Origin of the sequence: [Ruminococcus] lactaris ATCC 29176 (assembly GCF_025152405.1) — a bacterium.
GTDB classification, from domain to species: domain Bacteria; phylum Bacillota; class Clostridia; order Lachnospirales; family Lachnospiraceae; genus Mediterraneibacter; species Mediterraneibacter lactaris.
This window is the reverse complement of sequence record NZ_CP102292.1, coordinates 436172-450123: the sequence shown is the minus strand read 5'-3', so window position 1 is coordinate 450123 and position 13952 is coordinate 436172. Positions and strand designations below refer to the sequence as shown.

Below are 13952 nucleotides of genomic sequence, written 5' to 3'. Positions count from 1 at the left end.
CCAGCCCTTTTCTTCTCTGATCTGCTGACCTTGATCCTGTCAGTCCTTTTTCTCTTCCTGATCTGTAAACGCCTGTCGTCCATTTTCTACTGAATCATCAGTCTCCACTATTTCTGACAGTTTTCCATCCTTGTATTCATACGTTTTTGAGGTTCTGAAGATGGTATTACTTGATCCCACCTGTGCCACCATGATCGTATCTCCGTCTTTCAATTCCGAATCTTTCAGGTCCAGCCGTGTATTATTCATGAACTTGGTATCCTGCTTTTCATCATTGATATACACTTTACTCTGCTTCGTAAAGTTTGCCCCGTAGATACTGTAATCGCCGTTGAGCTGCGTTACCACATCCTTGATCTCGGCATCCTTGACTCCCATGACCATATGACCTTCTGTGATCGGTGCACCATTTTTTTCATAAGCATACTGCTTTCCATACATGATATCATACTGAAGCAGTTCCAGATCTGACAGATAATGCTTTGTCTTATTTCTCTGCTGATGGTAATTGAAGATCGTACCGGAATGAATATCCAACCGGTCAAAAACTTCTGCCATGATCTGATATGCCGCTATATTTCCATCTTTTTTCTGCAATCCGATATTATCCCAGATGACATAGTTCGTATTATAAAGATACTTGCTCTTTAAATCCTTTGCCTCCAGTCCAAGCGTCGGCAGATGATCTCCGTAAAATACGACAACTGACGGTTCATTCCTTGCCTCCACAGCCTCGATCAACTGGGCGACAAATTTATCCATCTCATGGACTTCATTCACATAATATTCCCATGCATTTCTCTTGCCTTCATCCTCAACTCCGGTCACTTTGATCTCCGGATTCTCCAGTGTCGGCTCAGTCGGATAATCTCCATGTCCCTGCACGCTGACCGTAAATACGAAATCCTGTCCCGCTGTCGTATCCATAGACTCCATAATATTCGGAACTAAAATATCATCGGTCGCCCATCCTTTCGGAGTAGTCTTCAGAATATTCATAAATTCCTTACTCGTATAATGGTCAAAGCCCATATCATTGAATACCTTTGCACGGCTGTAGAAATTGCCACCGTTATTGTGCAGTGCCTCTGCACCATATCCAAGAGATGTCAGTGCTGTCGCCGCACTTTCGAGTACATGGGTTTTCACATAGGTTTTATACGGATATTCTCCAGGTCCGAAGAATCTCATACTCATTCCTGTCAGGACTTCAAATTCTGTATTTGCCGTACCTGCCCCTACTGACGGTACTTTAAAATATCCACTGGAATACTCTTTATACAGCTTTCTTAAATTGGGGATCGGGTCTTCCGAAAAGCGAAGCCATTCTACTTCTGTCGGATCAAAATAAGATTCTAACTGGACAAAAATAATATTCGGACGCTCTTCTGACGGAAGTGAAGTCTCACTTGTTGTCAATGCTCCGTCATTACTGATCTCCTTCATGGTCTCCTCACTGTAACTTGACGGCTGATTGATCCCTGTATTGAACAGACTTGCCGCAAAACAGTAAGGGAATCCATAATCTTCATAAGCAAATGCAATATTACCAAAATAATTGGAGATCACCCGATTCTCGATCGCTACATTGGTAAGTCCCATATAGCCCATAATTCCGGCTGCAATCCCTGCAACCGCAAGCAGGCGGTGCATCTTTCCGGTATACTGTCCGCCACGTCTCCACATGGAAATGATCCAGAGGATCACCGCTACAATTCCTACCGAAAGCATTACGATCTCGAATGCATTAAAATAGTTGCTGGTCAGTTCCAGGGCATCTGACAATACTTTCAGATCCTGTGCATTAAACGGCGTTACCCTTTTTAAAAGCAGATAGCCGTTGCACGTACCGAGGAACAACCAGAATACGCTAAGTAAAATCCTGACAAATACACGCCTTTTAAATAAGTATACGATCATAAATGTCGCAAAGATCAAAAATGCATTAAACAGGAACACCAGCGGAGTCCCTGTCATATAATTCCATGCCTGAAAAAGTGAGTGTCTGGAAATCACCTCAATAAAGAAATTGATCACGCACGCCAGCAGATACTGCAGCGGCAATGAAAGCCGGTTCATCCATTTATATACAGGCTGCATTTTCTTTGCAAATTTGCTGTTCCGGCGTTCTTCCAGGATTTTCTGACGCCGCTCTTTTCTCGCCTTATAGTGTTCCTTAATATCTTTAAACTTCAGATTTCTGACTTTAACAGAAAGCCCTTTTATATCGGGCTTTCTGATATGAATTTTTTTCATACATGACCTCACATCAGATCTTATTTTCCAAGACCTTCCATTCTTTCTTTCACCTGAGCAAGCATTTCTGTATATTTTTCCAGCTTATCCCGCTCAGCCTGAACCTTGTCTGCCGGTGCCTTACTTACAAATCTTTCGTTCGCAAGCATCCCCTCTGCTCTCTTGATCTCCTTATTCAGTCTGTCTTCCTCTTTTTTCAGTCTCTCAAGCTCCTGCTCAAAATCAACCAGATCTTCCAGCGGAAGATATACAACTGCATCCGGTACGACAACCGATACTGCATTGTCCGCAACTCCCTCTTTCGTCTGTTCGATGATGATCTCATTTGCATTCATCAGTGGCTTGACTGACTCTGTCATTCCCTCAATTCCATTGCAGAGTGCCTCATCCTGGCAGACTACATAAACTTTTGTCTTTCTGCTGTTCGGAACATCCATCTCTGCACGCACGTTACGGATGCCCTTTGTGATCGCTTTGATATGCTCCATCACATTCTCGTCTGCCGGGAAGTTCCACTCCTCTTTATATACCGGCCAACTGGACATCATCAGAGACTCTTCTTCCGGTACAAGTGCCAGGTAAATCTCTTCTGTAATAAACGGCATAAACGGATGTAACAGCTTCAATGCCTGTCCGAGAACCGTCTTCAGTACCCACAGAACACAGTTTGCTGCAGCCTGATCCTCTTCTGCGTGCCAGATCCGGTATTTTGCAAGCTCTACATACCAGTCACAGAACTCATCCCAGATAAAGTCATAGACCTTCTGGACCGCGATTCCAAGCTCAAACTTATCCATATTTTCTGTTACATCTTTTGCAAGTGTATTGACTGCGGATAAAATCCATCTGTCAGCCGGTGTCAGCAGTGCATCTTCCGGTTTCTCAACCACATTTTCCTTCATGTTCATCAGGATAAAACGGGATGCATTCCATACTTTATTTGCAAAGTTTCTGCTTGCTTCTACACGCTCGTTGTAGAAACGCATATCATTTCCCGGTGCATTTCCGGTAATCAGTGTCAGTCTCAGTGCATCTGCTCCATACTGATCGATGATTTCCAGCGGATCGATTCCATTTCCAAGAGATTTACTCATCTTACGTCCCTGTGAATCTCTTACAAGACCGTGGATCAATACTGTATTGAACGGTGCTTTTCCTGTATGTGCATAGCCTGAAAATACCATACGGATCACCCAGAAGAAAATGATATCATAACCAGTTACAAGTACATCTGTCGGATAGAAATAATCCAGGTCTTCTGTCTTGTCCGGCCAGCCAAGTGTGGAGAACGGCCACAGTGCGGAAGAGAACCATGTATCCAGTGTATCCTCGTCCTGCGTGAAATGTGTGCATCCACAATGCGGGCATTTTTCCGGCATCTCTCTTGCCACAACAAATTCACCGCACTCATCACAGTAGTAAGCCGGAATCCGATGTCCCCACCAGATCTGACGGGAAATACACCAGTCCTTGATATTCTCGAGCCAGTGCAGATAAATCTTGTCAAAACGCTCCGGTACAAACCGCAGCTCTCCTGTCTTCAGTGCATTGATCGCCGGTTTTGCAAGCTCATCCATCTTGACAAACCACTGCTGTTTGATCAATGGCTCTACTGTTGTACCACACCGGTCATGAGTTCCTACAGCATGCATATGTGGAACAACTTTTACAAGGTATCCCTGCTCATCCAGATCTGCCACGATTGCTTTTCTTGCCTCATAGCGATCCATTCCTGCATATTTTCCACCCTTTTCATTGATCGTTGCATCATCGTTCATGATGTTGATCTCAGGAAGGTTATGACGCTTTCCAACCTCGAAATCGTTCGGATCATGTGCCGGAGTGATCTTAACAGCACCTGTTCCAAACTCTTTGTCTACATAATAATCAGCAACGATCGGAATCTCACGGTTTACAAGTGGAAGGATTGCCATCTTTCCTACAATATCCTTATATCGCTCATCATCCGGGTGTACGGCGATCGCAGTATCTCCCAGCAATGTCTCCGGACGGGTCGTTGCAATTTCAAGGAAACGGTCCGTTCCGGCAATCGGATATTTGATATGCCAGAAATGTCCGTCCTGATCCTCATGCTCCACCTCGGCATCAGACAGCGAAGTCTTACATTTCGGACACCAGTTGATGATTCTTGATCCTTTATAAATATAACCTTTTTCATAAAGGCTGATAAATACTTCTTCTACCGCTTTGGAACATCCCTCATCCATGGTGAAACGCTCTCTGTCCCAGTCACAGGAAATACCAAGCTTCTTTAACTGATTCTCAATCGTTCCCGCATACTCTTCTTTCCACTGCCAGGTTCTCTCAAGGAATCCCTCACGGCCAAGTTCCTTTTTGTCAATTCCCTCTTCTTTTAACTGGTTCGTAACCTTGACCTCGGTAGAAATAGCCGCATGGTCTGTTCCCGGAATCCACAGTGCATTGTATCCTTCCATTCTCTTATAACGGATCAGGATATCCTGCAGTGTATTATCCAGTGCATGACCCATGTGCAGCTTTCCTGTGATATTCGGAGGCGGCATCACCGTCGTAAAAGGCTTCTTACTTCTATCTACTTCTGCGTGAAAATACTTATTCTCACACCATTTTTCATACATCTTCTCTTCGATCTGCTTCGGATCGTAAGTCTTTGCAAGCTCCTTGCTCATTCTATCTCTCCTTTACTTTTCTAATTGTCTATAATATAAATAACGCCCTTTACTAATGTAAAGGGCGAAAATCTCGCGGTACCACCTTATCTTACAGACAATTTTCTGTATCTCTTAAGTTCTTTAACGGAAACCACTCCGGGACATCCTACCTGCCCTGCCTCTGCATTCTGAAATCCTGAATCCAGGAACTTCCACAGACTTTACAGCCCTTCAGATATCCGGTTCAGAAGCTACCTTCCATCATCCCTCTCCGAAACCGTCTTTCAGCCGGGTGATCTTCTCTCCCAACCGGTCTGACCGGCAGCTTTGCTCCTCTCCCCGAACGGTTCTCTCTGACGGCAGTAACGATGTACTCCTCTTCCTCAGCACCTTTAATTCTTTACTAAATTGTTAAATATTTTTTAACTACAAATACTATAGCGGTCATGTGCTGATTTGTCAAGGGATTTCAGGTGGTTTAGAGAATCTTAAGAATGCATCTGCTTCCGCTTTCTAATCTTTTTCTTCTGTATTTCTTTTAACGAATCAGACTCTTATTTCATCCATTTTCTTCTGAAAAGGACTCCTGCCACTACTGCACCTGCAAGCAGCATCACTGCTGCAGGGAATACAACGTTTGTCATATCTCCTGTCTTAGCTGCTTTATTTACTGTACTATTCTGATTCTTGTCGGTTGTAGTGTTCTTGTTATCTGACGGCTTGTTATTTCCGGCATTTCCATTATTACCATTGTTGTTATTTCCGCCGTTATTGTTATTACCGCCATTGTTGTCATTTCCGCCATTATTGTCGTCTTTATTTTCAGACTTCGTTGTTACGCTGAGTGCTGCTGCCGCATACTCTGTTGCATGCTCGTCTGTTCCGACTGCAACAACCTGGATCTGATAAGTCTCTCCTGCCTTCAGACCGGAAAGTGTATATCCTACTGCATCTTTGGAAATATCGGCTGCATATACGGCTCCGTTGACATAGATCTTATATCCTGCGATTCCTTCTGTTGCTGCCGGTGCATCCCAGGTGATCTTAATGGAATCTTTTGTCACTTCACTGCTCGCTACATTTTCCGGTGCTGACGGTGTTGCCGGCTGATCCGGGTCTTCTTTATCCGGAAGTTTTGCGATGGTCTCTGTCTCTTTTGTCTGGCATACAGAGCAGGTTCTTTCTTTCGATCCTTCTTCAGTTGTCGTAGGTTCTTTGACTGTTACCCACTCACCAAAAGTATGTCCTTTTGCTGCGATTTCCTGTGCTTCCTGTACAACTGTTCCACAATCCACGCAAACTACTTCGCCTGTAGATCCTTTTTCTGTACAGGTTGCTTCTTTTGCATCAAGAACAACTGTTGTAGAATGTGTACACTCAACTGCGTCATCGGTTACGATCACATAGTAAACTACGTCACCGATCTGTACGGATGTTGTTCCTGCCGCAACTCCTGTAAAATTGATCGTTGTGCTGGCTTCTGCGGCAGGATTCCGGTAAATCGTATTTGTAACCTTGGCAACATGTCTGAAGTTTGAATGATCCAGTGTCGGGTTCATCACATAGTATGTTCCGTCAACCTCTGCCGCGATCAGATACTGTCCTCCATCTTCAATCGCTGATGCTCCGGTGATCTTCTCATATCCCTTGATCGGTGAATCGGCTGAAGCTGTTGCGGACTTTTTAAACAGTTCAAATGCACATGCTGTTGTATCAAGTGTTCTCTGTCTGTCATAATGAAGTTTGGATGCATCCCTCCAGAAATACAGGTAACGTGAAGCTGATCCGTCATACAGAGATACCTTGCCATTAGAATTTGTAACATCAGCAACTGTAATATTGGCTTTTGCTGTTTTGTTCGGGATTCCTACTGTTCCCATTGTTACAAATGTGGTTGCTCCATCTGCTGTATGTCCTGAAATTGCATAAACTCCATTGCTGATCTTCTTGAATGTATACTGACACTCTGAAAGTCCCCTTACATTCGTATCCCCAAATACTGCGGTACTTGTTCCCGGATATGCTGCTTCCTCTGTAGCCGCTGCTGTCTGCTTTACCAGTTTTGCCACATGATTATACTTCTGACTTCCTGTAGTAGAAAGCAGAATATATCTGTTACCCTGTGCATCTGCTTTTGTCACAATCAGCACGCTGACTCCGGCTTTCAGTTCTTTTTCACTTGTTATTTTCTTAAATCCATTGATTAAGTCATAATCTTCCGCTGATGTGGACGGTGTATATAACTCAAACCAGCAGTTATCATCTGCCACATTCTGTCTGTCGAAATGAAGTTTTGTCGCATCGGTACTGTGGAAATACAAATACTTTCCACCGCCGCCTGATGAATTATCCATAATACTGAACATCGCATCAGAAGGATTTTTTTCAAAGGTAATATTGGCTGCTGTTGTTACATTCGGAATACCGGGAGTAGAAGATGCCTTTGGTCCAAGGTAAATCCCGTTTCCATTTGCAGCCGTAGCTTTTACTTTATAAGTGTAGCTGTCACTTCCTGATTCTAATGTATACATACATTTGCTCAGATCTACAGTTGCACCATCAAACGTTGCCATCGCTGTGGCAATCTGTGCCACCGTCTTTTCATATGTATCCTGTACATCCTTACCTGTTACGGTAACTCCCGCTACTGCTGTATCAACAGAAGATGTATCGGCATCTGCATAGTTTCCGTCTTTTACTGTCAATGTCCTGGTCTCATCTTTTTCAAGGCTGACCACTTTGTACTTTTCTGCATCTGTAATCGTCACATTCATAATAAAAGATTCTTCACCTGCTTTAACAGTTACTTTCACCTGTTTCAGACCGGTTACATTCCCCTTGGATGTCAATGTCAGTCTTCCATCTGCATAAGTTGCATCCAACACTGCTCTGTTAGATGAAGAAACCGTAATGTCAGCATCTGCATCAAGGCATCTTACAACATAAGAAGCCGTTGCATCTGTATTGATCACAGAAGAATTAACTACAGCACCGTTATCATTTTCAACCCATACGCCACTGGTCGCTGCACCATTTACGATATCATCAATTGCAATTTTATCAAACTCAAGCTGCTCATCTTCATCTTCATACAAAAGACCGATCTGTGCATCTGATGTCTCTGTAATACAGGAGTATGCATAATGCGTACCATCATTGACTACATACGGATTATCCAGCCACTGAAGGCTTCCGTCATCCTGTACCAGACCAACCCAGATACGTCCTGAATTACGTGCTGATGTATCAGATGGACCTGCAAAAAGAATTGCAGTCTTTCCGTTTACTTTCTTTGAATATGTAATGGCACTTAACTGGCAATTGTTATTATACTTAAAACCTGTCTCTTTTGGTTCTGACCATGTAAGTCCATCATCCTCAGATATATAATAGGCATTGGACATACGCACAAACAGATACAATCTTCCATCTGCTTCTGTAATAACTGCTTCAGAGCTGTTGCCTGATACAGTAGCTCCGCGATGCCAGGTTATTCCCTCATCATCAGAATAGATTGTAGATGTTCTCTGAACTCCACTTGTATACTGATAGCACGGGAAGATCAGTCTTCCCGTAGAAGTTGTAATTCCTCGTCCCGGTCCGATCAGAAATACCTGCTCGGATTCATTCTTGGCATCTACAAGCTGCGGTGCTGACCATGTGGCTCCGTTGTCCGTTGATTTTGTAATATAAAGAAAATCCGTTGGAAACTGGAAGTACGGTGTATCTCCACAGAACAGGTTTGTATCTACTGCTCCGTCTGCACTCTTAATGTTAAAATGATCATCGATCGTATAGTCTCCGTCTACAACTTCACTGGTACTGTTATTCTTGATTTCATAACAGGACTCAGATGTCGCATCGGCTTTTTTTTCCAGATGATAATCATAACTTGCAGCAGCACGTGCTGTTGAACTGGAAAGACCATTTACACTGGTTGTACTGAGTGCAAGAAGCAGATTTCCATTTGTATCATAACCTGTACTTCCTGCCTTCGCCGGATATCTTGCTGCATTTGCAACTGCCAGACCTGCCGGCAACAAATCACATGCGAGGTAGATTGTATCTCCGTCAGCAAGCAATGCAGGATCAATAAATGCTGTTGAATCACGATTAAACCGGTTTCCGTTATCTCCCAGATAATTAGCTACCGTATAAGACCAGGTTGCTCCATTATCTGTGGATCTTGATACTGCCGTATCCAATCCTGCTCCGTCTCCGCAAATATCCCATCGGATGTCTGTTGCTGCAATTAATGCTCCATTACCTGCAGTTACCAAGGCAGGAATACGGAATCTTGTAAATCCTTTGGATGAATTATGTTCCTCCAAAAACAACGTTTTCGGGAACGGCTGCTCCACTGTTGTTCCATCTGCCGGCTTTGTTCCGTCCTTTGAGTTATTCGTTGCTCCGGCTGTCACCGGAAAGCACCCCAAAGTAAGAACACCTGCCAGCAGAAATGATAATACTTTTTTTCTGTTCTTCATTTTTCTCCCTCTTTTCTCAAAACTTTTTCATGCTTATCAAAATATTGAGATGCCAGGGTCAAAAGGTCTAAGCCCACATGAGCTTGCTCATAGGTGGGTGAAAGACCTTAGAACCCGCCCTGCTATGAGCATAAAAGTGGGATGATAATCCCACGATATGCGAATATTGGGTAGGATTGTGGGAGTGCGTAGCACGGAGCAATCCGTAGGCATCAAAGTCGGGGGCTTTTGACCCCGACATCATTTTATTTCATTACAGGTCGTTCTTACGGCTTCATCCTCTCCCATGCCATAACTGCTGCCTCCTCCGATATCGTACAATGCATCTCATATAGCGGAAGTCTTTCTGCCATCTGTTTAATCATCGAAAGTGTCTTTAACATCTTGTCCTTTTCACCGGGACGGTAAGTCTGCTTATACAGATCCGGATATCCATCTATTGCAGAAATTTTTCTGATCATATTTTCTTCTCCTCTTCTCAAAATACAGATCCCCTGCACCGGCACTTCCACGTTTGTCTGCAATCCATGCTTCCCGCACCACGGAGTTCCACATACATAAATTCCATCATCTTTTATCCGAAGAATCGGTTTATCGTCATTAACCATCACTGCCCTGCCGCCGAAATGCTGTCTCCACATCCTTGTATGCGTGGATTTTCCTGTTCCGCTTGCAGCCGTAAACAAGTATGCTTTTCCATCCACAGCAACAGCAGAGCAATGAAACAGGACACAATTTCTGTCCAGTATTTTTTCACACAATTTTCTGTAAATTGCCAATGACTCAATAATTCCTTTTGATGCCCCCGGTTCACTTTTCTTTTTTTCTCTTTCAACTTCCTCGTCTGTAACTTCAATTACAAAATCTGGTTTGCCCTCTGCCTTCACTTCATAATCCCGGCATATTATTTCTGTATAATTTTCTGTAAATGCAATTTCAATTTCCGCATCTGCAATCCGATATCTTTTTCTTTTTTCCATCATTCACCGTTCCAAAATACCATTTTTTTCAAGGGTTTCTGTAAAACTTCTTATATCTTTTCGTGCTGTTGCACTGTCAATATCATAAGCCTCTGTCACCGCTTCCACCAGTTTTTCTTCCTCAATTTCTTCTGACAGCTTCTCCCAAAGAAATGCACCTATCTCATTTAATTTAATCATCTCCGAAAAGTCATTTTCCCCGCATTTCAGAGAAATTGCTACTTTCTGATCTCCTATTTCATCTAAAATATATCCTTCTTTAATTTTCATTCCCTGATCTCCCAATTTTTCTTTTAGTATATAATTTTTTGTTTATAAAAGCAACAAACTGAAGTGAATCGTCCCGTCGCAGTATAAGTGACTCTTTAAAAAAAGAGAGCAGTGCATCAGGTTTCACTGCCCTCCCTCATTTTCTTTATCATTTCCACGATATCATATCCGTAATTCTTTCCAGTCGCCCAGCCTGTTCCCTGTGGATTTTCCTGCTGCCCCAGCCACTGTACATACGGAGCTGCCGCTTTCTTTACATATTCATACCGCTCATCTACACACGCTTCATTCAATGGTTCCGTTGTTGCATATGCTTTCAGATGCTGAACCTGTGCCAGTATTCCTGTCCGCACATCCGCATATGAATTTCCCGGCACTCCATTTCCGGTTGTTCCGATCCCTGCGAAATTATACTGTTCAATGGATGCATCTCCTCCATATTGAAGAAAACCGGTTTCTTTCATTGCCTGTACATAGGCAACTTCCGGTCGGACTCCTTCTGCAGTTGCCTCTTCATAATAAATCTGGCAAAATGTCTCGATAGAATCCGCCCCTCCTGCTGCCAGTGCTGCAGCCGGATAAGTTCGTCCTGATCTGTTAAAATAATCGACCATTTCCTGTACGGATACATCGCTTTTTCCCATAATGGGATATTGGGCAGCAGAAGCAGCCACTGCAACGCTTTCCATATCAGATCCACTTTCATTTTTCCCGGTATCCCCGGAATTTTTCTCTGTACCCGTTGTCTCCGAATCTGTATTCTCCGTATTTCCTTTTTCTTTACTTTCGTTCTCTTTCCCTGAATCAGCCTGAACCTGTATCTCCTGACTCTTCACAACCGGAATCTTTCCTGACTGTCCTGCTGCCAGAAGCGTTATGACAAGCAGCAATGCCATTCCGGCTTCTATGATCCGTTCTCTTTTTCTATTTTCCATATTTCTGCTCCACTATTTTCATTCCCTCTCACAGCTTATTCATGCTATACTGAGTCTATACTAAAAAAGATCGGATGGATCTTTTGTCATACGCCTGCAACTGAAAACTGACTACTATTTTATATGATGCCAGGGTCAAAAGTTCTAAGCCCACATGAGCTTGCTCATAGGTGGGTGAAAGACCTTAGGACCCGCCCCGATATGAGCATAAAAGTGGGATGATAATCCCACGATATGCGAAGATTGGGTAGGATTGTTGGAGTGCGTAGCACGGAGCAATCCGTAGGCATCAAAGTCGGGGGCTTTTGACCCTGACATCTTTATATATGAGGTGACAAATTATTATGAATAAAAAATCTGTATTGGTAACTGGTTCTTCCCGCGGTATCGGAAGAGCCTGTGCGATTGCTTTTGCAAAAGCCGGATATCATGTATTTATCAACTGCCGTCAAAATATCGCCCTTCTTCATTCTTTACAGGATGAGATTCTTTCCTGTGGCGGTACCTGTACCCTTCTTCCCGGAGATGTCGGTGATCCGTCCCAGGTAAAATCTATGTTCTGTCAGATTGAAAAAGAAACCGGCGGTATCGACATTCTGGTCAATAACGCCGGCATTGCCTGGTTTGGTCTGCTTACCGATATGACAGACGAAGACTGGTCTTCTCTTCTTCAGACGAATCTTTCTTCCGTCTTCTATTGCTGCCGTGCCGCCATTCCACATATGGTCTCTGTGAAATGTGGACGGATCATCAACATTTCTTCCATGTGGGGAACTGCCGGTGCTTCCTGCGAAGCTGCCTATTCCGCAACCAAATCCGGCATTCATGGTCTGACAAAGGCTCTTGCCAAAGAACTTGCTCCCAGTAATATCCAGGTCAATGCCATCGCCTGCGGTGTCATTGATACGGAAATGAATGCACGGCTGAACGAAGAAGAACGTGCCGCCCTTGCAGAGGAAATCCCTTCCGGCAGATTTTCATCCCCGGAAGAAGTCGCTGAACTGGTTCTGCTCCTTTGCAGTTCCCCGTCCTATATGACCGGGCAGATCATCGGAATGGATGGCGGCTTTATCTGATAAAGCTGTCATTCATTTTCACCGCTCCGGTCATTTTTACAAAATGTATTTCATTTAAAGTTTCCCGTAAACATCCTGCGGAACATACGCTTTGATCTGAATCCCTTCCGGCAGATACTCTTCTGACAGAAGCTGTCCTTTGCTCCGGATCATCTGTATCTTACCGGCATCTGCAAAAGGATACAGACGTTCCACATAGATCTGATCCCGTCGGATGATCTCCAGCAATGCTGCCTTCAGTTTGTCCAGCCCCTGTCCGGTCTTAGCCGATGTGGCAATCGAGTAATCTGCCTGAAAATCTTTATGACTTTCTTCTTTTTCCAGCCGATCCTGCTTATTGAACAGTGTGATCACCGGTTTTCCTTCCGCTCCCATCTGACGTAATGTATCATAGACCACATACATCTGCTCGTCCATCCTCGGATTCGATACATCTACAACGTGGATAATGATATCGGCATATTTTGCCTCTTCCAGTGTACTTTTAAAAGCTTCTATAAGATGATGTGGGAGCTTTCTGATAAATCCGACCGTGTCCGTCAGAAGAATCTCCTGCGTACCGTCAAGCTGCAAAGCTCTTGTCGTTGTATCCAGCGTAGAAAAAAGCATGGCATCTTCTAAAATCCCTGCATTTGTCAACGCATTTTCAATACTGCTTTTTCCTGCTGACGTATATCCTACCAGTGCTGCCACTTTCATTCCTGACTGATTCCGCTGACTGCGGAGCAATTCTCTGTGCCGCTCCACATCTGCCAGTTCTTTTTTCAGACGACTGATCCGCTCCCGGATAAGACGGCGATCCATTTCCAGCTTTTTTTCTCCCGGACCTCTTGTACCGATTCCGCCGCCCAGTCTTGACAGTGATCTTCCCAGTCCCGACAGACGGGATGCCCGGTATCTGAGCTGAGCCAGTTCTACCTGGATCTTTCCCTCTCCCGATACAGCTCTTGCGGCAAAAATATCCAGGATCAGAAGCGTTCTGTCCAGTACTTTGCAATCCAGTTCTTCTTCCAGATTGCCAAGCTGGGTACTGCTCAGTTCATCATCACAGATGATCCCTGTTGCCTCAGTTTCCCACAACAGTTCTTTTAATTCGATCAGTTTTCCACGCCCGATATAGGTTGCCGGGTGTACGCACTCCCTGGTCTGGATCAGTCTGCCAGTCACCTCAGCCCCTGCTGTAGCCGCAAGCTCTGCCAGTTCATCCAATGACCGTTCTGCAGTCTCACCGCCTTCTGTATCCACGCCCACCAGGATGACGCGTTCTCTGATATCATCCATATTATACATCTGCATT

Annotated in this window: 8 protein-coding genes; 1 reads left to right on the top strand and 7 read right to left on the bottom strand. The window is 44.1% G+C overall.

Annotation, left to right across the window (positions count from 1 at the left end):
• Nucleotides 1-39 precede the first annotated feature (39 nt).
• From NQ541_RS02235 to NQ541_RS02210, 6 genes are all read right to left on the bottom strand, one after another.
• Complete coding sequence (locus NQ541_RS02235; protein WP_005612093.1) at nt 40-2256, bottom strand: LTA synthase family protein; 2217 nt, start codon at nt 2254-2256, stop codon at nt 40-42.
• A gap of 20 nt (nt 2257-2276) precedes the next feature.
• Complete coding sequence (locus NQ541_RS02230) at nt 2277-4925, bottom strand: valine--tRNA ligase (protein WP_005612092.1); 2649 nt, start codon at nt 4923-4925, stop codon at nt 2277-2279.
• 536 nt (nt 4926-5461) lie between these two features.
• Complete coding sequence (locus tag NQ541_RS02225; protein WP_005612091.1) at nt 5462-9394, bottom strand: exo-alpha-sialidase; 3933 nt, start codon at nt 9392-9394, stop codon at nt 5462-5464.
• Nucleotides 9395-9660: 266 nt separating this feature from the next.
• Nucleotides 9661-10377: a hypothetical protein gene (locus tag NQ541_RS02220; protein ID WP_005612086.1), complete on the bottom strand. Its 717-nt coding sequence runs from the start codon at nt 10375-10377 to the stop codon at nt 9661-9663.
• Complete coding sequence (locus tag NQ541_RS02215; RefSeq protein ID WP_005612083.1) at nt 10378-10644, bottom strand: PqqD family protein; 267 nt, start codon at nt 10642-10644, stop codon at nt 10378-10380.
• Between the two features lie 116 nt (nt 10645-10760).
• Nucleotides 10761-11579, bottom strand: coding sequence for a glucosaminidase domain-containing protein (locus NQ541_RS02210; protein WP_005612077.1), 819 nt, complete (start codon nt 11577-11579; stop codon nt 10761-10763).
• A 344-nt stretch (nt 11580-11923) separates the two neighbouring features.
• Here NQ541_RS02210 and ymfI point away from each other — a divergent pair, with 344 nt between their 5' ends.
• The gene (gene ymfI / locus NQ541_RS02205) at nt 11924-12655 is read left to right on the top strand and encodes an elongation factor P 5-aminopentanone reductase (RefSeq protein ID WP_005612071.1); all 732 of its coding nucleotides are present in this window, start codon (nt 11924-11926) and stop codon (nt 12653-12655) included.
• A gap of 54 nt (nt 12656-12709) precedes the next feature.
• Here ymfI and hflX read toward each other — a convergent pair whose 3' ends face one another.
• Nucleotides 12710-13951: a GTPase HflX gene (gene hflX / locus NQ541_RS02200; protein ID WP_005612068.1), complete on the bottom strand. Its 1242-nt coding sequence runs from the start codon at nt 13949-13951 to the stop codon at nt 12710-12712.
• Between the last annotated feature and the right edge of the window lies 1 nt (nt 13952).

What these genes read in the sequence shown, in the direction of transcription:
- NQ541_RS02210 (WP_005612077.1), bottom strand. Translation starts at nt 11,579, where the DNA reads ATGGAAAATAGAAAAAGAGAACGGATCATAGAAGCCGGAATGGCATTG.
- NQ541_RS02235 (WP_005612093.1), bottom strand. Translation starts at nt 2,256, where the DNA reads ATGAAAAAAATTCATATCAGAAAGCCCGATATAAAAGGGCTTTCTGTT.
- NQ541_RS02220 (WP_005612086.1), bottom strand. Translation starts at nt 10,377, where the DNA reads ATGATGGAAAAAAGAAAAAGATATCGGATTGCAGATGCGGAAATTGAA.
- NQ541_RS02230 (WP_005612092.1), bottom strand. Translation starts at nt 4,925, where the DNA reads ATGAGCAAGGAGCTTGCAAAGACTTACGATCCGAAGCAGATCGAAGAG.
- hflX (WP_005612068.1), bottom strand. Translation starts at nt 13,951, where the DNA reads ATGCAGATGTATAATATGGATGATATCAGAGAACGCGTCATCCTGGTG.
- NQ541_RS02215 (WP_005612083.1), bottom strand. Translation starts at nt 10,644, where the DNA reads ATGAAAATTAAAGAAGGATATATTTTAGATGAAATAGGAGATCAGAAA.
- ymfI (WP_005612071.1), top strand. Translation starts at nt 11,924, where the DNA reads ATGAATAAAAAATCTGTATTGGTAACTGGTTCTTCCCGCGGTATCGGA.
- NQ541_RS02225 (WP_005612091.1), bottom strand. Translation starts at nt 9,394, where the DNA reads ATGAAGAACAGAAAAAAAGTATTATCATTTCTGCTGGCAGGTGTTCTT.